This window comes from Curtobacterium sp. USHLN213 (genome assembly GCF_037144815.1).
GTDB lineage: Bacteria > Actinomycetota > Actinomycetes > Actinomycetales > Microbacteriaceae > Curtobacterium.
In genome coordinates this window covers 1-25,852 of the sequence record NZ_JBBCYQ010000021.1, presented here as the reverse complement: position 1 = coordinate 25,852, position 25,852 = coordinate 1, and the positions used below count along the sequence as shown (strand labels likewise).

Here is a 25,852-nt window from a genome sequence, read left to right as displayed (position 1 = left end):
GGCGCGGCGGCGGGCGCGGCGGCGGGCGCGGCGGCGGGCGCCGCCCCCGCCCCCGGCGGGGTCGGCCCCCGGACCCGAGCGGGTGCGGCGGGGGTCTGCGTGACCGGGGCGGCGGGAGCGGCCGGTGCCGGCGGGGTGGCGGTGACGTCCGGCGAGGTCGGGACGCTCTGGTCGACGTGTGCCGCGCCTCCTGGGCCGGCGACCGGCGCACCGGACGCGACCTGCGCGTCGGACTCCACGCGGATGATCGGCTTGCCGACCTCGACGGTGTCGCCCTCGGAGACGAGCAGGCCGGTGACGGTGCCGGAGAACGGCGACGGGAGCTCGACGAGGGACTTCGCCGTCTCGATCTCGACGAGGACCTGGTCGACGGTGATCTCGTCACCGATCGCGACGCGCCACTGCACGATCTCGGCCTCGGTGAGGCCTTCACCCACGTCGGGCAGGGGGAATTCGGCGACGGCCACTACGGCTCCTTCGGCGTTCTGGTCGAGCTCGGACAGGGAGGTCAGTAGGCGAGGGCGCGGTCGACGGCCTCGAGGACGCGGTCGGCGTCCGGCAGGTGCAGGTGCTCCAGCTTCGACACCGGGAACGGGACGTCGAACCCGGAGACGCGGAGCGGGGGTGCCTGCATCGTGTAGAACGCCTTCTCGGCGACGGTCGCGGCGATCTCGCTGCCGACGCTGACGAAGCCGGAGGCCTCTTGCGCGATGACGAGACGACCGGTCTTCCGGACCGACGCCAGGAGCGGCTCCCAGTCGATCGGCGAGATGGAGCGGAGGTCGATGACCTCGCAGCTCGTGCCCTCGCCCTCGGCGATCTCCGCCGCCTGCATGAGCGTGGCGACCATCGCGCCGTGGCCGACGAGGGTGACCTCGGTGCCGGTGCGGGCGACGCGCGTCGTGTGCATCGGGACGTGCCCGTCGACGAGGTCCACCTGACCCTTCGGCCAGTAGCGCGACTTCGGCTCGAGGAAGACGACCGGGTCCTTCGAGGCCACTGCTTCCTGGATCATCCAGTAGGCGTCGTTCGGCGTGCTCGGGCTGACCACGCGGAGACCAGGGGAGTGCGCGAAGTACGCCTCGGGCGACTCCTGGTGGTGCTCCACGGCGCCGATGTGGCCGCCGTAGGGGATGCGGATGACGACGGGCAGCGACATGTGCGCCGGCAGCCGGTTCGCCATCTTCGCGAGCTGCGAGGTGATCTGGTCGAAGCCCGGCCAGACGAAGCCGTCGAACTGGATCTCGACGACCGGGCGGTAGCCGCGCAGGGCCAGGCCGATCGCGGTGCCGATGATGCCGGCCTCGGCGAGCGGGGTGTCCCGCACGCGCTCGGGGCCGAACTTCTCCTGCAGGCCCTCGGTGATGCGGAACACACCGCCGAGTGCGCCGATGTCCTCGCCCATCAGCAGGACCTTGTCGTCCGCCTGCATCGCGGCAGCGAGCCCGGCGTTGAGCGCCTTGGCCATCGTCAGGGTCGGGGTGGGGTCGCTCGGGACCTCGCCGGCGCCCGGGTGGGAGCGCAGGGTGTAGTCGAAGAGCTGCTCGGTGGTGCTCATGCGTGGGCGCCCCCTTCGAAGCCGGCCTCGTACTGTTCGAGCCAGGCCTTCTGCTCGGCGATCAGCGGGTGTGGCTCGCGGTAGACGTTGTCGAACATGACGTCGACGGACGGCGGTGTCAGGGCCACGGTGCGACGGCGGACGTCGGCGGCGATGTCCTCGCCCTCTTCGTCGAACGCGGCGAACTGCTCGTCGGTCGCGCCCTTGGAGCGCAGGTACGCCTCGGACCGGACGATCGGGTCGCGGCGGACCCAGTCCTCGAGCTCGCCCTCGGCGCGGTAGCGGCTCGGGTCGTCGGAGCTCGTGTGCGCGCCGATGCGGTACGTGTCGGCCTCGATGAACGCCGGGCCCTGGCCGCTGCGGGCGTGGTCGGTGGCGACGACCGAGGCCGTGTACGAGGCGAGGATGTCGTTGCCGTCGATGAGGACGCTCGGGATCCCGAAGCCGCGCGGACGGTCGACGAGCGGGGTCGGCGATTGCACCGACACCGGCACCGAGATCGCCCAGTGGTTGTTCTGCAGGAAGAAGACGACGGGGGCCTTCGTCGAGGCCGAGAACACGTACGCCTCGTTCACGTCTCCCTGGCTCGTCGCGCCGTCGCCGAAGTAGACGATCGAGCACGCGTCGCGGTCGGGGTCACCCGTGCCGACGTCGCCGTCGAGCTTCTGCCCGAGCGCGTACCCGGTGGCGTGCAGGGTCTGCGAGCCGATCACCAGGGTGGAGATGTGGGTGTTGCCGCGCTCGTCCGGGTCCCACCCGCCGTGCGTCTGGCCGCGGTACATCGCGATGATCTCCATCGGCTCGACGCCGCGGTGCATCGTGACCGCGTGCTCGCGGTACGACGGGAAGACGTGGTCCTGCGCACGGAGGGCGAAGGCGGAGCCGGTCTGTGCGGCTTCCTGCCCGTGGCTCGGCACCCAGAGGCCGAGCTGACCGGTGCGCTGGAGGTTGTGACCGGCGTGGTCGAACCGACGGGTGAGGACCATGCGGCGGTGCATCGCCAGCAGGGTCTCGTCCGGGATCGCCCGCGCGGCGGCGGCGAACTCGGCGTTCTCGTCGGTCTCCACGAACCGGCCCTCGGGGTCGAGGAGCCGGACGGTGGTCGTCGCGGGGGCCGCGGCGCGGAATGACATGCGGGCCAGCGTAGCGGCAGCGACTAGTCGGCTGCCTGGAGGTCCCCCACAAGCGACCGTGCTGTTTCGAGGAGCGTTCCCACAGCCTCGTGCTCCCCGATCGAGATGCGGATGCCCTCGTTCCCGAAGGCCCGGACGATGATGCCGGCCTGCTCGAAGCGCTCCGTCGCGTGCGCCGTCAGCTCGCCGGTCGGCAGCCACACGAAGTTGCCCTGGGCGTCGGGCACGTCCCAGCCCTGCTCGCGGAGCGACGTGACGACGTGGTCCCGCAGGACGGCGATCTCGGACACGCGCTCGAGCAGTTCGGACTCGCGTTCGAGGCTCGCGAGCGCCGCCGCCTGGCCCTGCGCCGTGACCGAGAGCGGGATGGCGCAGGCGCGTACGGCATCGAGCACGTACGCCGGGCCGAGGGCGTACCCGACACGGAGTCCGGCCAGCCCGTACGCCTTCGAGAAGGTGCGGAGCACGACGAGGTTCGGGTACCGCTCGAGCAGCGGGGCGCCCCGGACGGCGGTCGGCTCGGTGACGAACTCGGCGTAGGCCTCGTCGAGGACCACGAGCACGGTGGCGGGCACCTGCGCCATGAACGCCTCGAACTCCGCGCCGGTCACGATCGGGCCGGTCGGGTTGTTCGGCGTGCAGACGATCACGAGGCGGGTGCGCTCGGTGACCGCGGCGGCCATCGCGTCGAGGTCGTGTCCGCCGTCGGGGCGGTTCGGCACCTGCACGCTCGTGGCGCCGGCGACCGTGACGACGCCCGGGTAGGCCTCGAAGGAGCGCCACGCGTAGACGATCTCGTCGCCGGGGCCGGAGGTGGCCTTGGCGAGTTCGTGGAGGATCGCGACGCTGCCGGGGGCGACGTGGACCTCGTCGACGGTGGTGCCGAAGCGGTTCGCGAGCACGGCCCGGACGGCGAGGGCGGTGGCGTCGGGGTAGCGGTTGAACGCGGTCTGCGCCTGCACGGCCTCGACGACGCCGGGCAGCGGCGGGAACGGGTTCTCGTTGCTCGACAGCTTGAAGGCGTCGGCCGCGGCCTGGCGCCCCTGCTTGTAGGCGGGGAGAACGGCGATCTCGGGCCGGATGTGCACGCGCTCGTCAGTCACGGGATCAGGCTACCGGCCCGTCCGCGGGTACCGGAGGGCATCATGGACGCATGCGATTCCTCGTCCGCCTCGTCGTCAACGCCGTCGCCCTCTGGCTCACCACGCTGATCGTCAGCGGCGTCTCCGTCACGCCCTTCGGCGACGGCGGCACCACGGCCACCGTGCTCACCTACCTGCTCGTGGCGTTCGTGTTCGGCCTCGTGAACGCGGTCATCGGCACGCTCATCCGGATCGTCGCCTTCCCGATCTACATCCTCACGCTCGGACTCATCTCGTTCGTCGTGAACGCGATCCTGCTGCTCATCGTCGCCGGGATCTCGGACGCCTTCGGCTTCGGGCTGCACGTCGACTCGTTCGGCTGGGGCATCGTCGGCGCCTTCGTGCTCGCGGTGTTCGCGTGGCTGATCGGGCTGTTCGTGCGGCCGGTGCTGAACCGCCCGCGCGCGTGACGCTGGCCGACGACCCGTCGGCGAGCACCCCGTCGGGGTGGGCCGACGACCGGACCGGCACCGCGCCTCCCGACGGCAGCAGCGTCGCGGACGGACGCTCCCTGCGCCATGATGTCCCCATGACCCCGGACGCCGGCGCCCCCTTCCGGGTCTCGTTCGTCTGCAGCGGCAACATCTGCCGCTCCCCCATGGCCGGCATCGTCTTCGCCCAGCTCGCGGCGGACGCCGGCATGGCCGACCGGTTCCAGGTCGAGTCCGCCGGCACCGGCGACTGGCACGTCGGCGAGCCCGCCGACGAGCGCACGATCGCAGCACTCGCAGCGCGCGGATACGATGGCAGCAGGCATCGCGCCCGTCAGTTCGATCCGGACCGGTTCCCGGACCTCGATCTGGTGGTCGCACTCGACCGCTCCCACGAACGCATCCTGCGCTCGTGGGCACCGACCATGGACGACGCCGCGAAGGTGACGCTCCTGCTGCGGTACGACGACGCCTGGCCCCAGCAGACCGACGTACCGGATCCGTACTACGCGGACCGGCACGAGTTCGACCGAGTGCTCTCGACCGTCGAACGGGCCTGCCGGGCGCTCTTCCGCCAACTCGAGCCGGCAGTCCGTCAGGGAGCCCCATGACCCCCCTTCCCCCGCAGCCGATCAGCCCGCTCGACGGGCGCTACTACCCGATCGTGCACACGGTGGGCGAGCACCTCTCCGAGGCCGGGCTCAACCGCGCGCGCATCGTGGTCGAGGTCGAGTGGCTCATCTTCCTGACCGACCACGCGATGTTCACCACGTCGCCGCTCAGCGTCGACGACAAGGCCGCGCTCCGCCGGGTCGTGGAGACCTTCGGCCAGGAGCAGATCGCCGAGCTCGCCGAGATCGAGGCCACGACGCGGCACGACGTCAAGGCGGTCGAGTACTTCGTCCGTCGTCGTCTGTCCGAGCTCGGGCTCGACGCGATCGCCGAGCTCACGCACTTCGCCGCGACGAGCGAGGACGTCAACAACCTCTCGTACGCGTTGACCGTCCGCGACACCGTCGACCAGGTGTGGCTGCCGGCGTACCGCGCCGTCGTGGCGAGGCTCCGCGAGCTCGCCGACGAGCTGAAGAGCGTCCCGATGCTCTCGCACACGCACGGGCAGCCGGCGACGCCGACGACGCTCGGCAAGGAGCTCGCGGTGGTCGTGTACCGCCTCGAGCGCGTGCTGTCCCAGATCGAGGGCGGCGAGTACCTCGGCAAGTTCTCCGGCGCGACCGGCACGTTCTCGGCGCACCTCGCGGCCGACCCCGAGGCGGACTGGCCCGCACTCTCCCGCGAGTTCGTCGAGGGTCTCGGGCTCACCTGGAACCCCCTCACGACGCAGATCGAGTCGCACGACTGGCAGGCCGAGCTGTACGACCGGGTGCGCCACGCGAACCGGATCCTGCACAACCTCGCGACCGACGTGTGGACCTACATCTCGATGGGGTACTTCACGCAGATCCCGGTAGCGGGTGCCACGGGCTCGTCGACGATGCCGCACAAGATCAACCCGATCCGGTTCGAGAACGCCGAGGCGAACCTCGAGATCTCGTCGGCGCTGTTCTCCACGCTGTCCGAGACGCTCGTGACGTCGCGGCTCCAGCGTGACCTCACCGACTCGACCACGCAGCGGAACATCGGCGTCGCGTTCGGGCACTCGCTCCTCGCGCTCGACAACCTGCGCCGTGGCCTGGGCGAGATCGCCGTGAACGAGGTCCGTCTCGCCGAGGACCTCGACCGCAACTGGGAGGTGCTCGCCGAGGCCATCCAGACGGTCATCCGCGCCGAGGTCACCGCCGGGCAGTCGAACATCGAGGACCCGTACGCGATGCTCAAGGAGCTCACGCGCGGGAAGCGCATCGGGCAGGCGGAGCTCGTCGCGTTCGTGAACGGCCTGGACATCTCGTCCGGCGCGAAGGCCCGGCTGACGAACCTCACCCCGGCGACGTACACGGGCCTCGCCGACGAGCTCGTCGACCACCTCGACGTGTAGCGCGTCGCGTCGCGCGCCGCGCGCCGCGCGCGGCGCTCGCTTCGTGAGCAGAAATGGTCGGGTCCCGAGCAGGGACCCGACCATTTCTGCTCACCAAGCGTCGGCCTGGAGGCGCGGGGCGGCCCCGCCGGCAGCGTCACCGCCTCAGGTGGTGACGTCCAGGGCTTCGGCGACCAGCGCCTCCAGGACCGTCCGGACCACGGGGCGGACCGCACGGTCCGGCCGGACGAGCGCCTCGATCCGCCGCCCTGCGCGGACGTCGGCGAGCTCGGCGAGGTGGAAGCGACCGGACGCCCGGGTCCCCGAGGTGTACCGCGGCACGAGCGCCACCCCGTGTCCGGCGGCGACGAGGTTCTCGATGACGGGCAGGTGGATCGTCCGGAAGCCGACGCTCGGCGGTGTGTCCGTCGCCGCCGCCATGGCCGTGAGCACCCGGTCGATCGGGTAGCCCTCCGGCACCCCGATCCAGGACTCCCCGACGACGTCGTCGATGCGGACCCGCTCGCGGGCGGCCAGCCGGTGGTCGAGCGGGAGCGCGACGTCGAGCGGCTCGCGGAGGAGCGGGACGGTCTCGAGCGCCTCCCGGCCGGCCGGTGGGGCGCCGTCCGGCCGGTGCCCGATGACGACGTCGTGGTCGGCGGCGAGGGGGCCGAACGCGTCCTCGCTGACGTCCACGTCGACGAGCACCAGGTCGATGCCGGGGTGCTCGCGCATCCGGGTGAGCAGGCCGGGCAGCAGGAGTTCCGCGGCCGACGGGAACACGGCGAGGTCCACCCGCCCGGTCGCGCCGCCGAGGTGCTCCTGCCACGCCGCGTCCACCGTGGCGATCGCCGTCGCGACGCCGCTCGCCAGCCCGGCGAGCACCCGGCCGTGCCCGGTGAGCCGGACCCCGCGGCCGACCCGTTCGACGAGGGGGACGCCGACCTGTCGCTGCAGGGTCTGGAGCTGCTGCGAGACGGCGCTGGGTGTGCGGTGCGTGGCCTCGGCGACGGCGGTGACGCTCCCCCGCTCGGCGAGTTCGCGGAGGACGGCGAGGAGCTGCACGTCGAAGCCGACCATGCAGGGAGCCTACAACGTCGGTACGGAACTCTTCGCTGGTGCTGAACGGTGCGGCTGGGTCACGATCGACCCGTGCGCACCCGTGACCGTCTCCTCGCCGTGGTCGTCGCCGTCGTTTGGGGGCTCAACTTCCCCGCGACGGCCCTCGCCCTCGAGCACCTCCCGCCGTTCCTGCTCGCCGCGCTGCGGTTCACGCTGCTCGCGGTCCCGACCGTGCTGCTCGTCCCACGTCCGAGGATCCCGTTCGGCCGGCTCCTGCTCGTCGGCTTCGGGCTCGGGGTCCTGCAGTTCGCGTTCCTGTACCTCGGCATGGCCGCGGGGCTCCCGTCCGGGTTGGCGTCGCTCGTCCTGCAGGCGTCGGCGCCGTTCACGGTGGTGCTCGCCGGGGTGTTCCTGCGCGAGCGGCTCACCGGCCGGCAGGTGATCGGGGTCACGATCGCGGTGGCGGCCCTGGCGGCGATCGCCGTGCACCGAGCGCAGGCGGCGGCGCTGCTGCCCGTCGTGCTCGCGCTGTGCGGGGCGCTCGGGTGGGCGATCGGCAACGTCGCGACCCGTCGGGCCGGGGCGGCCAACCCGCTGCACCTGACGCTGTGGTGGTCGATCGTGCCGCCGGTGCCGATGGCCGTCCTGTCGTTCGTCGTCGAGGGGCCGTCGCGCATCGGGAACGCGCTCGGGACGGCGTTCACCGCAGAGGCGCTGCCGGCCGACCTCGGGCTGCTCTACATCGTGCTGGTGGCGACCCTCGTCGGGTACGGCATCTGGTCGCGGCTGATGGCGGCGTACCCGTCGAGCACCGTCGCGCCGTTCTCGATGCTCGTGCCCGTGGTCGGGGTGTTCGCCTCGTGGGTGGCGTTCGGGGAGGTGCCGGACGCGGTGGAGATCGCGGCCGGGGTCGTCGTGGTGGCCGCCGTGCTGTGGTCGTCCCGGCCCGCGCGGTCCCGCCCGGCACGGGTCCGCCCTGCGCGGGCCCGCCCGGCACGGGCCCGCCCGACGTCATCGCCGGTCGAGGTCGCACCACACGCCGCGGACGCTCCGCCGAGGTCGTACGACGTGCCGCCCGCCGACGGGCCGGGCGGCAGTTCGAGCGACCTCGGCGACCCGCCCCCGCCCCCGCCGACGCCCGCGCCGGCGCCGGCGCCGGCGCCGGCGCTCAGCCCCGGTGCTGCCGACGCTCCGCGATGATCCCGGCGAGTGCGCCGCGCAGGTGCGGGTAGCGGAACTCGTACCCGGCCTCGACCAGGCGCGTCGGCACCACCCACCGGCTCTTCAGCACGAGCTCCGTCTCGGTCCGGATCGCGAACGACCCGAGCTCGAGCATCCACCGCCACGTCGGGATCCCGAAGCGTCGCCCGACGGCGTCCCGGATGGTGGCCATCACGGTGCGGTTGTCCGACGGGTTCGGGCTGGACACGTTGACCGCGCCGTCGATGTCCTCGTGGTCGCGGACGAAGCGGATCGCCCCGAGGACGTCCGCGATGTGCACCCAGCTGAACCGCTGCCGGCCCCGGGTGTGCCGGTTCGCGTGGTAGGTGCCGGCACGCAGCCGGGAGCGCGTCGGGAACCACGGGCCGTCGTACTGCGGCCCGCCGAGTCCCGCCTGCGCCAACCGGAGCAACGGCACGAGGGCGCTGCCGTCGCCGAACACGATCGCCATCCGGAGCGCCACGCGGCGGGTTCCGGGCAGGTCGACCGCGGACAGGGCGTCCTCCCACGCCGTCGCGACCGAGACCGAGAACCCCTCGCCGAGCTCCCCCGTCGCCTCGTCCTGGGGGCGGTCGTCGGCGTGCCGGTAGATCGTCGCCGTCGAGGCGTTCACCCACAGCGGCGGCGGGTGCTCGCTCGTGCGGATCGCCTCGGCCAGTTCGAGCGTGGTGTCGACCCGGGAGCGGATGATCTCCGCCCGGTTCCGGCGCCCGTACCGGCAGTTGACGCTCTTGCCGGCCATGTTCACGACGAGCGCGGCCCCGTCCACGAGCTCGCGGATCCGCATGGTGTTGCCCCACACGGCGTCCCCGGTGCGGCCGATCGTGACGACCTCGTAGCCCTCGTCGCGGAAGGCGTCCTGCAGGTACTGCCCGACGAAGCCGCTCGCCCCCGCGATCACGGCGCGGCCCTTGTGGTCGCTCATCTCATCCCCGTCCTGTGTCCGGCGCGATCTCGTACCGGAACGCCCCCTCGTACCGGTACAGCGTGCCGACCAGCGGGGCCGAGAGCACCAGGGACACGCGCTGCTGGTCGGCATCGTCATCGAATCGTTCCACGCGCCCCGCTCGGCGGCAACGCGCCAGCGTTGCGCGGGGTGCGCCGGGCGAGCCTGCGAGTCCGGGTCACACGCCCGAGTTCGGACCAGGCGCAGGGCGCCCGCGTCCGGGCCGTGCGCGTCGACCTCCGCCCGGAGCAGGGCGCTGACGCGCCCACGGCGACCGAGGTGGTCGACGAGCCCGTCGGGTCCGGCGGTGATGGCGTCGACCATCGTGCGGGTACCGGAGCGGAAGCGGAAGGTGCGGTGCGCGCGGACGGCGACCCGACCCTCCTGGACCGCCGGCCCGCGACCGACGCGAGCCGGGCGGTTCTCGACCGTGAAGGGGACGTCCCGTTCCCAGACCGGGAACATGACGGCGTCGCGGGCGAACCACGCGAGCACCGGCCAGAGCCAGCGGCGGGGTGTGCCGACGACGTCGAAGACGCCCTCGCCACGGCCGACGTGTCCGGGCGGGATCGCGCCGAAGTACGTCGACAGTCGCGGGTGCAACCGGGCCAGCACGTCGGACGGTGTGGACAGCTCGTAGGGCGACCGGGTCACGTCCCGATCCTGGCATGTCGTCGGTGCGGATCCCTACGATGATGCGCATGGGACACGACCACGGAGCGGGGCACTCGCACGGGCACGCGTCCGAGCGTGCACTGCTCATCGCGTTCTGCATCTCGGCGACGATCCTGCTGGCCGAGGTCGTCGGTGCCGTCGTGACCGGATCGCTCGCGCTGCTCGTCGACGCCGGGCACATGGTCGTCGACACCGGCGGGCTCGGCATCGGCCTGGTGGCGACGCGGCTCGCACGACGCTCGCCGACCGCGCAGCGCACGTGGGGCTTCCAGCGTGCCGAGGTGCTCGGTGCCACGGCGCAGGCGGCGATCCTGCTCGCCGTCGGCGTCTACGTGATCATCTCGGCGATCCAGCGGCTGTTCGTGCCGGCGGAGATCCACTCCGGTCCGCTGCTCGTGTTCGGGGTCATCGGCCTCGTCGGCAACCTCGTGGCGTACGCCGTGCTGCTCCGGGCCTCCGGCGAGGGGTTCACCTCGCGGGCCGCCCGGCTCGAGGTCCTCAACGACACCCTCGGCTCCGTCGCGGTCATCGCCGCCGCCGTGGTCCTCATGCTGACCGGGTGGGAGCGGGCGGACTCGGTCGCGGCGATCCTGATCGGCCTGCTCATCCTGCCGCGGGCGATCCGGCTGCTCCGCGAGACCGCCAACGTGCTGCTCGAGTCGACGCCCCCGGGGCTCGACCTCGACGACGTCCGGGGGCACATCCTCGAGCTCGACCACGTCATCGCCGTGCACGACCTGCACGCGACCCTCGTGGCGACCGGGGTGCCCAACCTGACCGCGCACGTGGTGGTGGACGACGAGTGCTTCTCGACGGCGCACGCCCCGCGGATCCTCGACGAGCTGCAGCAGTGCGTGGCGGAGCACTTCGACGTCCCCGTGGAGCACTCGACGTTCCAGCTGGAGCCGGCGTCGCACCGGCGGCACGAGCACGAGGTGCACGCCTAGGCGGTGCCCGGCGCGCCACCGTCGCCCGGGGACGAGGTCAGCAGCCGCCGTCGCTCGTGGGGAACGCCGTGATCACGCGGTCGGTGGTGGCCGACACGATCACGCGGACGAACGGCTCGGCCGCGGGGCGAGACCCGTCGTCGAACCGCACGGGAGCGGCGAAGCAGACCTTGCCGTCGCCGGCGTCCTGCGGGTACCCGGTCGCCGGTGCCTCGAGGGCGGACTGCACCGCGGTGAGCATCGCGTCGTCCCAGTCCCGGGAGCCGTGGCCGGTCACGACGTCCTCCCAGTCCGCGGTGTGCCGGACCCGGATGTGCTCGTAGCCCTGGCCGGAGTTCCCGCACTGCAGCACGACCGTGCCGAGCGCCTCGGTGTCGTACCGGGCCACGGTCTCGCGGGTGCTCCGGTCGCAGCGGTCGAGGACGGCGTCGCCGGGCAGGTCCGGGCCGGTGCGGGTGATCGTCACCGTGCCGTCCTTCGTCGCGCCCCCGCCGGCGGTCGCACTCGGGACGACGCTGGCCGCCGTGCCCCCGAGCACCGGGTCGTCGGCACCGCGCTGCGCCGTCAGTGCGACGCCACCGGCCACGAGGCCGGCGGCCAGCACGGCGGCGACGCCGGTGATGACGGAACGGTTGCGCTTCTGGGACACGCGCCCAGTATGCCGGACGGGTGTCGCGCCTCCTGGACCGGCCGCGGGACGCAGCCGAACGCGCAACGCGGCCGACGCGCGGGACGCGGACCAGCGCTCAGGCCCGCGCCGCCAGGCGGGTGCCGGCGACGACGGCCAGCACGACCACGAACACGACGTACCCGAGCAGCACGGGCAGTGTCGGCAGCACGAGGAGCGCAGCCCCGACCGCCACCACCGGCACGGTCAGCCCGGCGTAGGCGATGAGGAAGGTCGCGGCGAGGACACCGCCGCGACGTTCCGGGCCGACGAGGGCGCCGGCGCTGCCGATCGACGCGCGGAACAGCAGCCCGACGCCGGCTCCCGCGACGACCCCGCCGCCGATGAACCCGGCCACCTGCAGCACCACCGCGGCACCGGCCAGGACGACCAGACCACCGACGAGCAGGACCATCCCGAGGCGGATCTGCGCCCGCTGCGACAGCCGGGCGAAGACGATCTGCGACACCGCACTCGCGGCGAACACCCCGAACGTCGTGGCTCCGGCGGCGAGCCGGTCGGTCACGTGGAAGGTCGTCCCGAGGAACGTCGGCGCGACCGAGGTGAAGAGTCCCTGCACCGCGAGCGCGGCGAACGCGGCGGTGCCGGCGGTCCAGAACGCTCCGGCCTGCCCCTCCGGTGCCTGCAGTCGCTGCGGGCGGTAGGGCACGGGCGACGTGGGACGGTCGACGGTCTCCGGGGCGGCGAGCACCACCACGAACGCGACGGCCAGCGCCACGACGAACACGACGTAGGGCACCATGAGCGGCTGCCCGACGAACTCCGCGAGCGCTCCTCCGACGAGGGCGCCGAGCGACAGCCCGCCGAGGTTCACGACCCCCGCGACCACGCCCGCCCCGCCGGCCGACGACTGCGAGCCCGTCGCCCGGACCCGCAGCTCGCCGAGGTGCGCGGTCGCCGTCGCCGTCAGGAGCCCGACCCCGAGGCCGGTCACGAGCCGGGCGACGATGAGGCCGCTGACGTCGTTCCAGAGCAGGAAGAGCACCGCTGCGACGAGCTCGAGCGCCACCGACACGAGGATGAGCGGACGCCGTCCGTGCACGTCGCTGAGGTGTCCGGCGAGGTACAGGGACCCGACGACGCCCACGCCGTACGCCGCGAAGACCACGGTCGTCGTGAAGGTCGGGAAGCCGTCGCGTGCCTGGTAGATGACGTAGAGCGGTGCGGGCACGGTCGCGAACGCCATCACCGCGAGGAACGCGAACGCCACGGCCCAGAACCCGACGCCGTGCCGACGGCGCGTGTGCGCTCGTCGTCCACGCGGGGCGGCGACGCGCTCGCTCGCGGTGGCGACGGTCGACGACGTGGGAGCGGATGCGGTGGCGGTTGACATGCTCCGATCGTCCCGCCGAACACCCATCGAGTCCAACGGATGCTCTTGATGTCGTCCATCGACCTGATCGATACTGAGCCGGTGGAGACCCGCCTGCTCGAACAGTTCGTCACCGTCGCCGCCGAGGGCAGCGTCACCCGCGCCGCCGAACGGCTCTGGGCGGCGCAGTCCACGGTGTCCGCGGGGATCGCGTCACTCGAGCGGAGCTTCGGGGTCCGGCTGTTCGACCGCACCGGACGGCACCTCGTGCTGACGACCGCTGGTGAGGATCTGCTCCCCCACGCCCGCGCCGTGCTGGAGTCCCTCGACCGGATGCGCGACCTCGCGACCGTCGACGACGCCGACCTGCGGGGACGGGTCCGGCTCGGCATCTTCACGAGCATGGACATCGTCGACCTCACGGGCGTGCTGCGGCGGTTCCGGCAGCGGCACCCGCTGGTCGCGGTGGAGCTCATGACCTCGCCCTCCGGGACGACCGGGCTCGTGCAGGACCTGGTCGCCGGGCGGCTCGACATCGCCTACACGGGCCTCCCGGCGGTCCCGGCCGGGATCGAGGTGGCGCCGCTCCGGGAGATGCCGTTCCGGGTCTTCACCGCCGCCGACCACCGGTTCGCCGGTCGTCGTTCGGTCTCGCTCGCCGAGCTCGCCGACGAGCCGTTCATCGACACCGCGCACGGTTTCGGCAACCGGATCATCCTCGACACCGCGCTGGAGCGGCTCGGGATCCGGCGGCGGATCGTCGCGGAGATGAACGACATGCCCGCGGTGATCCGGTTCGCGTCGGCCGGCCTCGGTGTCGGCGTCGTCCCGGACTCCGGGGTGCGCCACGACGGTGCGGTGCTCGAACTCGAGGACGAGGTCGACCCCCTGCGCATCGGCCTCGCGATGCGGACGAGTCCGGAGCCGAACCGAGCGGTGCGCGCGCTGGCACGCGACATCGTGGCGGCGCGCGTCGACGTCGCTGCGCAGCCGGGCTGAGCGGCCGGATTCCCGTCGTACCCCACCGACGGACTGGAGGCGCGGGTCGTCCCCGCCACGCGCCTCCAGGCCGTCAGTCCCCCCAGATCTCCCCGACGATCGCACCCAGCAGGTTGTCGGTCGGGAAGTTGGTCTGGTCGATCACGACCCATGCCGTGCCGCGCGTGTAGTACGTGTACGCGCGGTCGACGTCGTACGGCTCGACGTTGGACACGGTCTGGCAGAAGGTCCCGTGATCGCGCTCGCTGCAGGTCCCGCCCTCGCCCCGGATGACGGCGAGGTTCTCGCTGATCGCCTCGGGGGTCGACTCACCGGCCATGATCCCCAACCCGGTCACGTCTGCCTGGGGGTCCCGCCAGGTGCACCGCAGCGATATGTCGTCGCCCGTTTCCCGCTCGAGGTCGCGGTACTCCTCCGGGGTGTCCGGGAGCGACGGCTTGATCTGCACGAGTGGTGTCCCACCGAAGAGTCGGTCGTAGTCGGACGCCGGGACGAGCGCACGGCAGTCGGTCGGGATCGTCGCCGTCGTGTTGACCGGCGTCGGGGTCGGACGCGGTGTCGGGCGCTGCGTGATCGGCGCGGACGTCGGGGTCGTCGCGGACGGCGACGGCTCCGGCTGTTGCGTCCGGGTGGGCGCGGCGACGGGCGCCTCCTGCTGCGACAGCGACAGGGCCACGGCGCCCGTCGCGGTGCCGATCGCCAGCAGGCCGATGACGCCGAGCGCGATGCCCGGACGGAACCGACGCCGCTTCGGACGCGGGGTGGCACGTTCGAGGACGTTCTGCTTCATCGAGACGAGCATGTGCTGCAGGTCGTCTCCCTCGGGGGGCTCAGTGTTCATCGTGCATCACCACCTTCTTGAGTCGGCGTCGGGAGCGGGAGACCCGCTGGGTGACCGCACCGACGCTGAGGCCCAGCATCTCGGCGGCCTCGGCGTAGGAGTGCCCCTCGAGGAGGCACAGTTCGCAGATGCGTCGGTCGGTCTCGGGGAGCGCGGCGATCTCGTCGCGGACCCAGCGGAGGCGCTCACGGGCCTCGGCGTGGTCCTCGGGTGCGGCGAGCTGCTCGGGGAGTTCGTCGGCGCGACGGCGGGCCTGCTTCCGGCCGGTGTTGAACGCGTGGTTCCGGCAGACGACGAGCAGCCACGGGAGCATCGTGTCCGCGGGCAGCTCGAGGGTCTCGGCGCGCTGCCAGAGCGTCAGGAAGGCGTCCTGCACGATCTCCTCGACGTCCTGGCGGTCGTCGACGAGTGCCCAGGCGTAGCGGGTGAGGGTCGCGGCGTACCGGTCGAACGCCCGGGCGAGCGCACTCTTGTCGCCCCGTGCCATCGCACGGACGATCGCCTCGTCCGTGTCGGTGCCGGTCGTCACGTCCACATCCCACCTCCTTCACTCCAGAGGTGTCGGCTGCACGCGCGATCGTGACAGGACCGTGGCGAAAACGTGATCCCGGGCGTGTCGGTCGCCCGAGCGGGTCAGGCGTCGAGCAGGTGCGCGATGCCGGCGACCGAGCGCTTCGCCGCAGCCGAGGTCGACAGGTACCCGACGAGGACGATCCCCGCTCCGATCCCGACGACGATCCACCACATCGCGTGCGTGGCCACGGGGAACCCGGCGCCGACGGTCGCGACCGCACTCGCGCCGGTCACGGTGCCGGCGAGTGCGACCCCGAGCGACACCCCGGTCTGCCGGCTCGTGGACGCGACGGCCGCAGCGGACCCGGACTGCGCGCGGGGCATGCCCGAGACGGCCGTGTTCGTGATCGGCGCGTTCACCATGCCGAACCCGAACCCGAACAGCACGAAGGCGACGACGAGCACCCACATCGGTGTCGTGGCGTCGATCGTCGTGAGGATCGCCCCGGCGCCGCCGACGCCGATGCCGGCGAGGACGAGCGGGACCTGGGTGCCGATCGAGCCGACGAGCCGCCCGGACAGCGGCGAGACGAGCATCGTCGCGACCGCCGCGGGCAGCGTCCACAGGCCGGCATGGAACGGCGACATGCCCCGGACCTCCTGCAGGTAGAGCGCGTTGAGGAAGAGGAACGCCCCGTTGGCGCCGAACGCGCCGATCGCGGTGACGACCGCGGCCGAGAACGGGATGCTCCGGAAGAACCGGACGTCGATGAGCGGTTCGCGGCGACGGCGCTCGACGGCGACGAGCACGACGAGGGACGCTGCGGCGAGGACGAACAGCCCGAGGGCGGCCGGTGACGTCCAGCCGAGCCGCGGCCCCTCGATGAGCCCGCCGACGAGCGTCGCCAGGAGCACGATCACGAGCACCTGGCCGACGGGGTCGAGCCGTCGGGGCTTCGGCGATTTCGACTCGGGGACGAACAGGAACGTCAGCACGATCGCCGCGATGCCGATCGGCACGTTGATCCAGAAGATCGCGCGCCAGCCGACGGTGTCGGTCAGCGCGCCGCCGACCAGCGGTCCGAGCCCCATCGACACACCGACGACGGCACCCCAGACGCCGACGGCACGGGCACGCTCCTTCGCGTCGTCGAAGGTGGCCGTGATGATCGACATCGCGACCGGGTTCATCATCGAACCGCCCACCGCCTGGACCATGCGGAAGACGACGAGCCAGCCCACCCCGGGCGCGAGCGAGCAGAGCAGCGACCCGACGGTGAAGAGCGCGAGCCCGATCTGGAAGGTGGTGCGGCGGCCGATGCGGTCGGCGGTGGAGCCGGAGAGCAGCAGCAGGCTGGCGAGGACGAGCGTGTAGGCGTCGATCGTCCACTGCAGCCCGGAGATGGAGCTGCCGAGTTCACGCCCGATCGAGGGCAGGGCGACGTTCACCACGGTGGCGTCCATCGAGACGATGAACAGGCTCATGCAGCAGACCGCGAGGATGAGGTACCGGTGCCGGTACCGCTGCGGCAGGCCCGGGTCGCCCTGGAACGGCCGCCGTGTCGGCACCGCGGGGGCGGCCTCCGACTCAGTGGAAGTCGTTGCCGTCTCCTTCACCCGGGGTCTTGTGACCACCGAGCATGTCGTTGTCGTCCTGGTCGCTCGTCGACGCGAGCTGCAGCATCGCGAGGACGACGACGACGACGATGAACGCGATGCCGAGGAAGATCGCGGCGAGCTCGATCTCACGCGTGGCGAGCAGCACGACGAGCCCGGTGAAGACCGCGACGATCGCGGAGATCCCGAGGAGCTCGACCGGGCGCAGGCGGTCGCGACGGCTGGGGGTGGTCATGCGTGTGGTGCTCCGTCCGGGGTTGCGGCCGGAGCCGCCGTTCCCCACTTGTGCGAGAGGCCGGCGATCACGTGGAAGACCGCGGTGATGGCGAGGTAGGCGCCGAGCAGGCCGACGAGGACGATCGAGGCGTCCAGCGTGCCGGTGACCCGCTCGACACCGCCGAGCTCCTGCGAGTAGTCGGGCGGCGTCACCAGGAAGGCGACGGCGAGCAGCAGCGTCAGGCCGCCGACGGTCGTCCAGTCGCGCGCGAACGGCGAACGCCCACGGGCGCGGAGCCCCTGCGTGAGCTCGAGCGCCCCGGTGAGGACGGCGAAGGCGACGACGACCGCGATGAACGCCGGCAGGCCGAGGCCGTTGCACGCGAACGCGGCGACCGCGGCGACGAGGGTGATCACCGCCTGCAGGAGGGTCGTCCGGCGCGACCGTCCGTCCGCCGGGAGCCGCGTCGTGCCCGCGAGCAGCAGCACGAGTCCGTCCACCGCCGCGAACCCACCGAACAGCAGCAGGCCGTAGCCCGCCGCGTGGTTGGACGAGAAGGTGATGACGATGGCCACGATCGCGGCTGGCACGGCCCGGAGGACGGGGATCGGCCAGTACCGCGCGCGCTGGCCGGAGTCGTCCACGGAGTCGGACACGAGACCTCTTTCGGGCATGCGGATCGTGGTTCGATCCTACCGCCGCACGGTGCAGCGGCCGACCGCGCGGGGCGATCGGCCGCTGAGGATGCTCGAACCAGCAGGCGTCAGCGAGGGGTCAGCGGGGCGTCGACCCGACCTCGTCCTCCGCCGCACGTCGGCGCGCACGCCGCCGCGCGAGCCACCAGCACGTCGCCCCGGCCGCCACACCGACGGCGGCCACCGCCGCGACCACGCCGAGGTCCTCTGTACCGGTGTAGGCGAGCGCTCCGGTCCGGGCCGGCCCGGCGTCCCCGCCGTCTCCACCGTCCCCGGCGGGACGGGCCCCGCGGTCGTCGGGCGCCCGGTCGCGCGGACCCGTGTCAGCGTCCCCGCCGTCACCCGGCCCGTCGGGGCCGCCGTCGCCGCCGGGGACCACCACGATCCCGACGCCCGGCGAGGGGTCGCCGCCGTCCGGATCGCTCGGCGACGTCGCGGTCGCCACGTTCACCACGTCCGACCCGTCCCCGGAGTACGCCGGGTCGAGCTGCGCCCGGATCCGGAACGACACGGTCTCCCCCGCGGCGAGCGCGGCACCGGAGCGGCAGGTCACGTCCTGCCCCTCGGCCGCGCAGTCGTCCGACGACCCGACGAACCGCATCGCGCTCGGCAGCTCGTCGACCGCCCCGACGTCCTCGGCGGTACCCGGGCCCCGGTTGCGGGCGGTGATCGTGTACTCGACCTCGTCACCGGGCTCGACCGCGGTCGAGGGAGACACGGACTTGTCCGTCTCGACGTGCGCGTCCACCCGGGCGGCGACCGTGGTGCTCGCCGCCGAGGTGTTGTCGTCCTCGTTCGTGTCGGCCGTCCGGGGCGCCGGTCGGATCGTGGCGACGCTCGCGAGCGTGCCCTCGGCGTCGTCGGCGGTGCGGCCGCGGATCGTCACCGTGGCCGTCCCGTCGCGCGGCAGGCCGAGATCGGTGGCGACGTCGCCGGTGCCCGATTCGGTCCCGCACGACGACCCAGCGGCCGCCGAGCAGGTCCACGTGACGTCGCGCAGGGCGTCGGGCACGTCGACCTCGAGCGCGCTCGGGTCCGACGCGTTCACGCCGGCGTTCCGTGCGGTCACCGTGTACTCGACGTCGGCACCCGCCGGGACGCTCGGCGCGAGGTCGTGCGTGACGGCGACGTCCGTCGGGGTCCAGACGCGCAGGGCGTCGACCTCGTGCACGTTGACGTGGCTGCCCGTCGCCCCCGCGAACCCGAGGCGGAGCGTGCTCGGCAGCGGTGCCTGGCCGTCGCCGTGCAGGGGGACCCGGTCGAGCACGGTCCGCATCCGGTCCCCGTCCTGCAGCCGGACGGTGACCGCGAGTTCCCCGGCGTCCCCGGGGAGCAGGGTCACACGGACCTTCCGGAGCGTCGTCCCGGCGGTCTCCGTGCCACCGGGCGCGGGGGCCGCGCCGACCCAGCGGTAGCCGAGCACCCCGTCGCCGGAGCCACGGATCGACACGGTGTCCGGCCGCGCCCCGGGACCGGAGTAGTTGATCGGCGTCGAGAAGTTGCCGTAGTGGTCGACCGCGATGCCCGCGAAGCCGCCGGGCACCCCGGGCAGGTCGCAGGAGAGGCCACCGCCCTGGGACGTCTCGCGTCGGCACGCGTACCCGAGCCCGGCCCCGAACGACCCGACGCCCTGCTCGGCGGCGCCGTCCGCGAGGAACAGCAGCAGGCCGTCGGCACCCGGGTCGTCCACGTCGCGGTACATCGCGTAGCTGAACTCGATCTCGAGCCCGAGGTCGGACGGGAACGTGTCCTGCATCGACCACGCCCCCGCCTGGTCCTTGACGTCGTCGGTCAGCCGGAGCCGACCGTCGACGATCGCCGCGTCGCCGTGCAGGGCGCCGCCGGCAGCGGTGGCGAACTGGTTCTCGTAGGGGAAGGCGAGCTCGTCGGCCGAGGAGGCCGACGGCACGAGGCCGGGTGCCGCGAGGACACCGAGCGCGGTCAGGACGGACGCGACGGCCGCGACGCGGCGGAGCCGGCGTGACCTGGCGGGCGGTCGACCGCCCGGCGGGGTGTTGGGAGCTGTCATGCCCCGATCGTCGCGACCGGAGGGTCCCCGTCAGGCGGGCGTCGGCCGATCTGTGGAACGCGTCCCCGCGCCTCCTGGCTGTGGAGGAAGAGTCCGGCTCAGCGCAACCAGACGGTGGTCTCCCCGGGGAGCACTCCGTCGCCGAGCGGACCGGACGAGACGACGACCTCGCCGGCGGGCAGCTCCACCGGCTCGGTCCCGAAGTTCGTGACGGAGCGCCACCCGTCGTGCCGCGCGAACGCCACGACCCCGTCCGGCGCCTCGATCCACGCGAGGTCCTCGCCCCGCTGCAGGTCCCGTCGGGCAGCGGTGGCCGCGCGGTACAGGGAGAGGGTCGACCCGGGGTCGCCGTCCTCCGCCTCGACCGAGGACGCCCCGAAGTCGGCCGGCTGCGGCAGGTGCGGTGCGACCGCCCCGAACCCGAACGACGGCCCGGACGTGGTCCACGGGATCGGCACGCGACACCCGTCCCGCCCCTTGACGGTGTGCCCGGTGCGGATCCACTTCGGGTCCTGCAGCGCCTCGTGCGGGATCGCCGCCGCTTCTTGCAGCCCGAGTTCCTCGCCCTGGTAGACGTACGACGAACCGGGCAGCGCCAGCATCAGCAGCGTCGCCGCCCGCGCCCGCCGGAGCCCCCGTGCACGATCGAGCGACGGTGTCGTACCGTCGGTCATGAGCCACGCATCGGTGTCCGTGCCGTCCGGCAGGCCGTACCGGGTCGCGTGCCGGACGACGTCGTGGTTCGACAGCACCCACGTGCTCGACGCCCCGGACTGCGCCGACGCCGACAGGTTCCGGTCGATGATGCCCCGGAACGCCGCGGCGTCGAACGGTGCCTCGAGCAGGTCGAAGTTGAACGCCTGCCCGAGCTCGGTCGGCCGGGCGTAGAGCACGCGGCGCGGCGCGGGCGCCCAGGCCTCCGCCACGGCGGCTCGCGGCGGGTCGTACTCGTCGAGCACCCGGCGCCACGCCGCGAAGATCTCGTGCACCTCGTCGCGGTCGTAGAGCGGGTCGGAGCCGTCGAGCGGCAGGTGGTGCTCGTCGGACGGGCGGTACGGGGTCGACAGGTCCTTCGCCAGGCCGTGCGCGACGTCCACCCGGAAGCCGTCGACCCCGCGGTCGGACCAGAAGCGCAGCGTGTCCTCGAAGTCGGCACGGACCTCCGGGTTCGACCAGTCGAGGTCCGGCTGCTCGGGCGCGAACAGGTGCAGGTACCACTGGCCGTCGGGCACGCGGGTCCAGGCGCTGCCGCCGAAGTTCGACACCCAGTCGCTCGGCGGGAGCGAACCGTCGGCACCGGCACCGTCCCGGAACACGTACCGCGCGCGTTCCGGCGAACCCGGGGCCGCGGCGAGCGCGGCACGGAACCACGCGTGCTCGTCCGAGGTGTGGTTCGGGACGATGTCCGCGATCAGCCGGATGTCGTGCTCGTGGAGGGCACGGACCAGTGCGTCGAAGTCATCGAGGGTGCCCAGGCGATCGTCGACGTCCCGGTAGTCGGCGACGTCGTAGCCGCCGTCCGCCAGCGGGGAGGGGAAGAACGGCGACAGCCAGACCGCGTCGACGCCGAGCGACGCCAGGTAGGGCACGCGACTCGTCACGCCCGCGAGGTCGCCGAGCCCGTCGGCGTCCGTGTCCGCGAAGCTCCGCGGGTAGACCTGGTAGACGACGGCGTTCCGCCACCAGTCCGGGTCGGTCGTGCGGGGCGTGCTGGCCGGCGTCCGAAGCGTGCTCACGTCGCCAACGTACCGACGATCCACCGGACCGGGAATAGGGGTCCACGCGCACGCATTGGTTGTCGATGACACCTTTCCGTCACAGAACCAGTAAGGATCCCCGATGACGAACGTCCTCGCCCTCGTCGGCAGCCTCCGCGCCGAGTCCATCAACCGCAAGCTCGCCGAGGCGGCTGCGCACCACGCCCCGGAGGGCATCGAGCTGTCGACCTTCGACGGCATCGTCGACCTGCCCTTCTACAACGAGGACATCGATGGTGACACCCCGCCCGCCTCGGCCGTCGCCTTCCGCGACGCGGTCGCCGCCGCCGACGCCGTCCTGCTCGTCACCCCCGAGTACAACGGCACGATCCCGGCCGTCCTGAAGAACGCGCTGGACTGGGGCTCGCGTCCGTTCGGCGCCTCGCCGCTGTCCGGCAAGCCGCTCGCCGTCATCGGGTCGGCCTTCGGCCAGTTCGGCGGCGTCTGGGCACACGACGACGCCCGCAAGGTCGCTGGGATCGCCGGCGCGAAGGTCCTCGAGGACGTCAAGGTCGCCATCCCGCAGTCGGTGGTCCGGTTCGCCGAGACCCACCCGCGCGAGGACGCCGAGGTCACCACGCTCGTCCAGGGCGCCCTCACCGCGCTCGCCGAGGCGACCGAGGAGCAGGCCGCAGCCTGACGACGTCACGCACGTGACGACGGACGGGAGGCGCGGTGCGGGCCCGCACCGCGCCTCCCGTCCGTCCACGGGTGCGGGAGACCGCATCCCGTGAGATCCCTAGACGCTCTAGCAACGAGACGGGCTACCCTGAACGCCATGTCCACGCAGGAGATCACGGAAGCGTCCGGGTACTGGTTCCCCGATGACGACGCGACCCAGCGGGGCGTCACCGTCCTGAACGCCCTCCGCCGGTACCGCGCCGCCGAGACCGCGATGCGTCGACGCACCCGCGACTCGATGGGCATGGGCGAGACCGACCTGCTCGCGGTGCGCTTCCTGCTGCAGGCGCAGCGCGCCGGGCGGACCGTGAAGCCGAAGGACCTGGCGGCCTACCTCAAGATCTCGTCGGCATCGACGACGATCCTCATCGACCGCCTCGTGAAGTCGAACCACGTCCGCCGCGACCCGCACCCGACCGACCGCCGCGCGCTCGTGATCACCCCGACCACCGAGACCGACGAAGAGGTCCGTGCGACCCTCGGCATCATGCACCGTCGGATGATGGGCGTCGCCGAGGGACTCTCCCCCGAGGACGCCCGCGTCGTCGCCGTGTTCCTCGAACAGATGCGCTCCGCCGTCGACCAGGTCGACCCCGCCGTCACGCACTGATCGGACCACGGGGGACGCGTCCTCTGAGCGGACGTCCTGCCGCACCGCGTAGACCGGTCTGGTACCGGTCACCAACGCGGAAGGAACCGATCATGCACGCATCGGACAAGCTCGCCAAGAACCTCCAGGCGGTCCTCGTGGACCTCATCGACCTGCACCTGCAGGGCAAGCAGGCCCACTGGAACATCCTCGGGACCAACTTCCGGGACCTCCACCTCCAGCTCGACGAGATCGTCGACGCCGCACGTGAGTTCGCCGACGACACCGCCGAGCGCATGCGCGCCCTGTACGCGGTCCCGGACGGCCGCTCGAGCACCGTCGCGGCGTCGAGCCACCTCGACCAGTTCCCCGAGGGCGAGATCACCACGCACGACGCCATCGACCAGGTGACGCTCCGCCTCTACCAGGCGACCGGCACCATGCGCGACGTCCACGACGAGGTCGACGAGGAAGACCCGACAACGGCCGACCTGCTGCACGGCTTCATCGAGCGCCTCGAGCAGCTCGCGTGGATGGTCTCGGCCGAGAACCGCGCACCGAGCACCCCGCTCGCCTCGGCCACCACGCCCGCGGTCGCGGACGCCTCGGCGCACGCGTAGCGGCCACCAGGTGGACCTCGGGATCCAGGGCAAGACCGCCCTGGTCTTCGGCGCGGACTCCGGCATCGGCTGGAACACGGCTCGCATCCTCCTCGCGGAGGGTGCGACCGTGGTCGTGTCGGACCTCGACCAGTCGCAGCTCGACAACAGCGCCGACCAGCTCGAGGCGCCGTACGGCAGGCTGCACGCCTTCGCCGCGGACGTCACGAGCGCCGCGAGCCTGGCCGACCTGCACACCAGGGTGCGCGACGCCGTCGGCGAGATCGACATCCTCGTGCAGTCCTCCGGCGTCACGGGCGCCCAGGGCCTGTTCCACGAGATCGACGAACAGGGATGGCTCGACACCATCGACGTCGACCTGATGGGGCCGGTGCGGATCACGCGTGAGTTCATCGGCGACCTGCGCCAGGGCGGCTGGGGTCGCATCGTCTACCTCGTGTCCGAGGACGCGTCGCAGCCGTACGACGACGAGCTCCCCTACTGTGCGGCCAAGGCCGGGGTGCTGTCCTTCGCGAAGGGCCTCTCCCGCACCTACGCGAAGGAGGGCCTGCTCGTGAACACCGTGTCGCCGGCGTTCATCCACACGCCGATGACCGACGCGATGATGAAGAAGCGTGCCGAGGAGACCGGCCAGACCTTCGACGAGGCGATCGCGTCGTTCCTCGACGACGAGCGCCCGTACATGGAGTTGCAGCGTCGCGGCGAACCGGAGGAGGTCGCGAACGTCATCGCGTTCCTCTGCTCCGACCTCGCCAGCTTCGTGAACGGCTCGAACTACCGGGTCGACTCCGGCTCGGTCGCAACGATCTAGGAGACGCCATGACCGACTTCCGCTACCTCGTCGTCGGCGGCGGGATGGTCGCCGACGCCGCTGCCCGCGGTGTCCGCGAACTCGATGCCGACGGCTCGATCGGCATCATCAGCGAGGACGTCGACCGGCCGTACGCCCGGCCGGCGCTCTCGAAGAAGCTGTGGACCGACCCGGACTTCAGCTGGGACGAGAAGGTCGACCTGCACACCGAGGAGACCGGCGCGACGTTCGTGCTCGGCACCGCGGTGACGGCGATCGACCGCGCGGCCAAGACCGTCACGACCTCGGACGGGCACACCCACGGCTACGAGCGACTGCTCCTCGCGACCGGCGGCACGCCCCGCGGGCTCCCCGGGCTGTCGCCGTCCGACCGGGTGCTCGACTACCGGAGCGCCACCGACTACCGACGCCTCCGTGAGCTCGCCGACGCCGGGGCCCACGTTGCCGTCGTCGGTGGCGGGTACATCGGCACCGAGATCGCAGCCGGCGTCGTGCAGAACGGCGCCCGGGTGACGCTCGTCGACCCGGACGAGGTCGTCGGCGGCCGGATGTTCCCGGAGGACCTCGCCCGGGCGTTCCAGCAGCGCTTCGTCGACCACGGCGTGGAGCTCCGGCTCGGGCGCCGGGTGGACCACGGGTCCGAGCACGAGGGTGGCGTCACGCTGACCCTCGACGACGGGTCCGAGGTGTCCGCCGACGCGGTCGTGGTCGGACTCGGCATCGAACCGGCGACCCGGCTCGCCGCCGACGCCGGGCTCACCGTCCGGGACGGCATCGTCGTCTCCTCGACGCTCCTCACCGACGACGACTCGGTGTTCGCCGCCGGCGACGTCGCCGAGTACCCCGACCGGATCCTCGGCACGCGCCGGGTCGAGCACGTCGACAACGCCCAGCAGCAGGGCCGGCAGGCGGGGCGCAACCTCGCCGACGCCGACGAGACCTACGACCACACGCCGATGTTCTACTCCGACGTCTTCGACATGGGGTACGAGGCGGTCGGGCAGGTCACCACGAAGCTGCGCACCGTCGAGGACTGGCAGGACCCGACGGTCACAGGTGTCGTCTACTACCTCGACGACGACCTCGTGCGCGGCGTCCTGCTCTGGAACGTCTGGGACAAGACCGACGAGGCCCGCAAGGTCCTCGCCGAGGCCCACGCGCTCACGCCGGACATGCTGATCGGGCGCATCACGCCGTAGCGTCGCGTCCACCCTGGAGGCGGGGGGGGGGGGGGGGGGGGCGCGGCCCCCCCCCCCCCCCCCCCCCCCCCCCCCCCCCCCCCCCCCCCCCCCCCCCCCCCCCCCCCCCCCCCCCCCCCCCCCCCCCCCCCCCCCCCCCCCCGCCCCGCGGGATCAGCCCGCCTTGCGGGTCTCCGGAGCCACCTCGTCGACGATCT

26 protein-coding genes and 1 pseudogene are annotated in these 25,852 nt (G+C 72.6%); 11 read left to right on the top strand and 16 right to left on the bottom strand.

Translation table 11 applies throughout. From position 1 onward, the window contains the following. The 4 genes from WFH25_RS18960 to WFH25_RS18945 form a co-directional block, all read right to left on the bottom strand. The coding region (locus tag WFH25_RS18960) for a biotin/lipoyl-containing protein (RefSeq protein ID WP_336699018.1) at positions 1–467 on the bottom strand (467 nt) is incomplete at its 3' end. Positions 468–508: 41 nt separating this feature from the next. Beyond that, positions 509–1,468: an alpha-ketoacid dehydrogenase subunit beta gene (locus tag WFH25_RS18955; protein ID WP_336699021.1), complete on the bottom strand. Its 960-nt coding sequence runs from the start codon at positions 1,466–1,468 to the stop codon at positions 509–511. A gap of 86 nt (positions 1,469–1,554) precedes the next feature. Next, entirely contained in the window at positions 1,555–2,691 is a 1,137-nt protein-coding gene (locus tag WFH25_RS18950) for a thiamine pyrophosphate-dependent dehydrogenase E1 component subunit alpha (protein ID WP_071295537.1), read from the bottom strand. Between the two features lie 23 nt (positions 2,692–2,714). Further along, positions 2,715–3,794, bottom strand: a complete 1,080-nt coding sequence (locus tag WFH25_RS18945) for a histidinol-phosphate transaminase (protein ID WP_336699017.1) — start codon at positions 3,792–3,794, stop codon at positions 2,715–2,717. 50 nt (positions 3,795–3,844) lie between these two features. Between WFH25_RS18945 and WFH25_RS18940 the strand changes: the two genes are divergently transcribed. The 3 genes from WFH25_RS18940 to purB all read left to right on the top strand — a co-directional run bounded on the left by WFH25_RS18940 (position 3,845) and on the right by purB (position 6,257). Then, positions 3,845–4,243, top strand: coding sequence for a phage holin family protein (locus tag WFH25_RS18940; protein ID WP_229086539.1), 399 nt, complete (start codon positions 3,845–3,847; stop codon positions 4,241–4,243). Positions 4,244–4,362: 119 nt separating this feature from the next. Further along, positions 4,363–4,875 carry a low molecular weight protein-tyrosine-phosphatase gene (locus tag WFH25_RS18935; RefSeq protein ID WP_336699020.1) on the top strand — a complete coding sequence of 171 codons (513 nt, stop codon included), beginning with the start codon at positions 4,363–4,365 and terminating at the stop codon, positions 4,873–4,875. After that, a complete protein-coding gene (gene purB / locus WFH25_RS18930) occupies positions 4,872–6,257 on the top strand; it encodes an adenylosuccinate lyase (RefSeq protein WP_070417158.1) in 1,386 nt (461 codons plus the stop codon). The genes WFH25_RS18935 and purB overlap by 4 nt, the downstream gene beginning before the upstream one ends. Positions 6,258–6,401: 144 nt before the next feature. Here the strand turns inward: purB and WFH25_RS18925 are convergent, their stop codons facing one another. Further along, entirely contained in the window at positions 6,402–7,316 is a 915-nt protein-coding gene (locus tag WFH25_RS18925) for a LysR family transcriptional regulator (RefSeq protein WP_336699016.1), read from the bottom strand. 72 nt (positions 7,317–7,388) lie between these two features. On the opposite strand from WFH25_RS18925, the gene WFH25_RS18920 reads away from it, so the two are divergent. Continuing rightward, positions 7,389–8,498: an EamA family transporter gene (locus WFH25_RS18920; RefSeq protein WP_336699015.1), complete on the top strand. Its 1,110-nt coding sequence runs from the start codon at positions 7,389–7,391 to the stop codon at positions 8,496–8,498. Here the strand turns inward: WFH25_RS18920 and WFH25_RS18915 are convergent. Both WFH25_RS18915 and WFH25_RS18910 read right to left on the bottom strand, forming a co-directional pair. Further along, a complete protein-coding gene (locus WFH25_RS18915; RefSeq protein ID WP_336699019.1) occupies positions 8,467–9,444 on the bottom strand; it encodes an epimerase in 978 nt (325 codons plus the stop codon). The genes WFH25_RS18920 and WFH25_RS18915 overlap by 32 nt on opposite strands. A 255-nt stretch (positions 9,445–9,699) precedes the next feature. Continuing rightward, positions 9,700–10,080: pseudogene (locus WFH25_RS18910) on the bottom strand (DUF4166 domain-containing protein); the annotation flags it as partial. Positions 10,081–10,166: 86 nt separating this feature from the next. Between WFH25_RS18910 and WFH25_RS18905 the strand changes: the two are divergent. Further along, the gene (locus WFH25_RS18905) at positions 10,167–11,087 is read left to right on the top strand and encodes a cation diffusion facilitator family transporter (RefSeq protein WP_336699013.1); all 921 of its coding nucleotides are present in this window, start codon (positions 10,167–10,169) and stop codon (positions 11,085–11,087) included. Positions 11,088–11,124: 37 nt separating this feature from the next. Here WFH25_RS18905 and WFH25_RS18900 read toward each other — a convergent pair whose 3' ends face one another. Next, positions 11,125–11,736, bottom strand: coding sequence for a hypothetical protein (locus tag WFH25_RS18900; protein ID WP_336699012.1), 612 nt, complete (start codon positions 11,734–11,736; stop codon positions 11,125–11,127). 97 nt (positions 11,737–11,833) lie between these two features. After that, positions 11,834–13,108, bottom strand: a complete 1,275-nt coding sequence (locus WFH25_RS18895) for an MFS transporter (protein WP_070417163.1) — start codon at positions 13,106–13,108, stop codon at positions 11,834–11,836. 48 nt (positions 13,109–13,156) lie between these two features. Between WFH25_RS18895 and WFH25_RS18890 the strand changes: the two genes are divergently transcribed. Continuing rightward, positions 13,157–14,086: a LysR family transcriptional regulator gene (locus WFH25_RS18890; protein ID WP_336699010.1), complete on the top strand. Its 930-nt coding sequence runs from the start codon at positions 13,157–13,159 to the stop codon at positions 14,084–14,086. A 73-nt stretch (positions 14,087–14,159) separates the two neighbouring features. Here the strand turns inward: WFH25_RS18890 and WFH25_RS18885 are convergent, their stop codons facing one another. The 7 genes from WFH25_RS18885 to WFH25_RS18855 form a co-directional block, all read right to left on the bottom strand. Then, positions 14,160–14,927: a hypothetical protein gene (locus WFH25_RS18885; RefSeq protein WP_336699009.1), complete on the bottom strand. Its 768-nt coding sequence runs from the start codon at positions 14,925–14,927 to the stop codon at positions 14,160–14,162. After that, complete coding sequence (locus tag WFH25_RS18880; protein WP_083403343.1) at positions 14,917–15,456, bottom strand: RNA polymerase sigma factor; 540 nt, start codon at positions 15,454–15,456, stop codon at positions 14,917–14,919. The genes WFH25_RS18885 and WFH25_RS18880 overlap by 11 nt, the downstream gene beginning before the upstream one ends. A gap of 104 nt (positions 15,457–15,560) precedes the next feature. Next, positions 15,561–17,009, bottom strand: a complete 1,449-nt coding sequence (locus WFH25_RS18875; RefSeq protein ID WP_336699007.1) for a DHA2 family efflux MFS transporter permease subunit — start codon at positions 17,007–17,009, stop codon at positions 15,561–15,563. A 19-nt stretch (positions 17,010–17,028) separates the two neighbouring features. After that, positions 17,029–17,292, bottom strand: coding sequence for a hypothetical protein (locus WFH25_RS18870; RefSeq protein ID WP_336699006.1), 264 nt, complete (start codon positions 17,290–17,292; stop codon positions 17,029–17,031). Continuing rightward, entirely contained in the window at positions 17,289–17,948 is a 660-nt protein-coding gene (locus tag WFH25_RS18865; RefSeq protein WP_071303379.1) for a DUF308 domain-containing protein, read from the bottom strand. Before WFH25_RS18865 ends, WFH25_RS18870 begins: the two co-directional genes overlap by 4 nt. A 100-nt stretch (positions 17,949–18,048) precedes the next feature. Continuing rightward, a complete protein-coding gene (locus WFH25_RS18860; RefSeq protein WP_336699005.1) occupies positions 18,049–19,998 on the bottom strand; it encodes a lectin-like domain-containing protein in 1,950 nt (649 codons plus the stop codon). Positions 19,999–20,096: 98 nt separating this feature from the next. After that, entirely contained in the window at positions 20,097–21,734 is a 1,638-nt protein-coding gene (locus tag WFH25_RS18855; protein WP_336699004.1) for a glycoside hydrolase family 13 protein, read from the bottom strand. Positions 21,735–21,837: 103 nt separating this feature from the next. Between WFH25_RS18855 and WFH25_RS18850 the strand changes: the two genes are divergently transcribed. From WFH25_RS18850 to WFH25_RS18830, 5 genes are all read left to right on the top strand, one after another. Further along, on the top strand, positions 21,838–22,395 hold the full coding sequence (locus WFH25_RS18850; protein WP_070417170.1) for an NADPH-dependent FMN reductase: 558 nt from the start codon (positions 21,838–21,840) through the stop codon (positions 22,393–22,395). A gap of 138 nt (positions 22,396–22,533) precedes the next feature. After that, the gene (locus WFH25_RS18845) at positions 22,534–23,046 is read left to right on the top strand and encodes a MarR family winged helix-turn-helix transcriptional regulator (RefSeq protein WP_336699003.1); all 513 of its coding nucleotides are present in this window, start codon (positions 22,534–22,536) and stop codon (positions 23,044–23,046) included. A 92-nt stretch (positions 23,047–23,138) separates the two neighbouring features. Then, positions 23,139–23,645, top strand: a complete 507-nt coding sequence (locus WFH25_RS18840) for a Dps family protein (RefSeq protein WP_070417172.1) — start codon at positions 23,139–23,141, stop codon at positions 23,643–23,645. A gap of 10 nt (positions 23,646–23,655) precedes the next feature. Continuing rightward, positions 23,656–24,456: an SDR family NAD(P)-dependent oxidoreductase gene (locus WFH25_RS18835; RefSeq protein WP_261646949.1), complete on the top strand. Its 801-nt coding sequence runs from the start codon at positions 23,656–23,658 to the stop codon at positions 24,454–24,456. Positions 24,457–24,464: 8 nt separating this feature from the next. After that, positions 24,465–25,655: an NAD(P)/FAD-dependent oxidoreductase gene (locus tag WFH25_RS18830; RefSeq protein WP_336699001.1), complete on the top strand. Its 1,191-nt coding sequence runs from the start codon at positions 24,465–24,467 to the stop codon at positions 25,653–25,655. Positions 25,656–25,852 lie beyond the last annotated feature (197 nt).

What these genes read in the sequence shown, in the direction of transcription:
- WFH25_RS18925 (WP_336699016.1), bottom strand. Translation starts at nt 7,316, where the DNA reads ATGGTCGGCTTCGACGTGCAGCTCCTCGCCGTCCTCCGCGAACTCGCC.
- WFH25_RS18940 (WP_229086539.1), top strand. Translation starts at nt 3,845, where the DNA reads ATGCGATTCCTCGTCCGCCTCGTCGTCAACGCCGTCGCCCTCTGGCTC.
- WFH25_RS18860 (WP_336699005.1), bottom strand. Translation starts at nt 19,998, where the DNA reads ATGACAGCTCCCAACACCCCGCCGGGCGGTCGACCGCCCGCCAGGTCA.
- WFH25_RS18830 (WP_336699001.1), top strand. Translation starts at nt 24,465, where the DNA reads ATGACCGACTTCCGCTACCTCGTCGTCGGCGGCGGGATGGTCGCCGAC.
- purB (WP_070417158.1), top strand. Translation starts at nt 4,872, where the DNA reads ATGACCCCCCTTCCCCCGCAGCCGATCAGCCCGCTCGACGGGCGCTAC.
- WFH25_RS18915 (WP_336699019.1), bottom strand. Translation starts at nt 9,444, where the DNA reads ATGAGCGACCACAAGGGCCGCGCCGTGATCGCGGGGGCGAGCGGCTTC.
- WFH25_RS18895 (WP_070417163.1), bottom strand. Translation starts at nt 13,108, where the DNA reads ATGTCAACCGCCACCGCATCCGCTCCCACGTCGTCGACCGTCGCCACC.
- WFH25_RS18950 (WP_071295537.1), bottom strand. Translation starts at nt 2,691, where the DNA reads ATGTCATTCCGCGCCGCGGCCCCCGCGACGACCACCGTCCGGCTCCTC.
- WFH25_RS18890 (WP_336699010.1), top strand. Translation starts at nt 13,157, where the DNA reads ATGTCGTCCATCGACCTGATCGATACTGAGCCGGTGGAGACCCGCCTG.
- WFH25_RS18905 (WP_336699013.1), top strand. Translation starts at nt 10,167, where the DNA reads ATGGGACACGACCACGGAGCGGGGCACTCGCACGGGCACGCGTCCGAG.
- WFH25_RS18870 (WP_336699006.1), bottom strand. Translation starts at nt 17,292, where the DNA reads ATGACCACCCCCAGCCGTCGCGACCGCCTGCGCCCGGTCGAGCTCCTC.
- WFH25_RS18850 (WP_070417170.1), top strand. Translation starts at nt 21,838, where the DNA reads ATGACGAACGTCCTCGCCCTCGTCGGCAGCCTCCGCGCCGAGTCCATC.
- WFH25_RS18955 (WP_336699021.1), bottom strand. Translation starts at nt 1,468, where the DNA reads ATGGCCAAGGCGCTCAACGCCGGGCTCGCTGCCGCGATGCAGGCGGAC.
- WFH25_RS18865 (WP_071303379.1), bottom strand. Translation starts at nt 17,948, where the DNA reads ATGCCCGAAAGAGGTCTCGTGTCCGACTCCGTGGACGACTCCGGCCAG.
- WFH25_RS18885 (WP_336699009.1), bottom strand. Translation starts at nt 14,927, where the DNA reads ATGAACACTGAGCCCCCCGAGGGAGACGACCTGCAGCACATGCTCGTC.
- WFH25_RS18845 (WP_336699003.1), top strand. Translation starts at nt 22,534, where the DNA reads ATGTCCACGCAGGAGATCACGGAAGCGTCCGGGTACTGGTTCCCCGAT.
- WFH25_RS18935 (WP_336699020.1), top strand. Translation starts at nt 4,363, where the DNA reads ATGACCCCGGACGCCGGCGCCCCCTTCCGGGTCTCGTTCGTCTGCAGC.
- WFH25_RS18840 (WP_070417172.1), top strand. Translation starts at nt 23,139, where the DNA reads ATGCACGCATCGGACAAGCTCGCCAAGAACCTCCAGGCGGTCCTCGTG.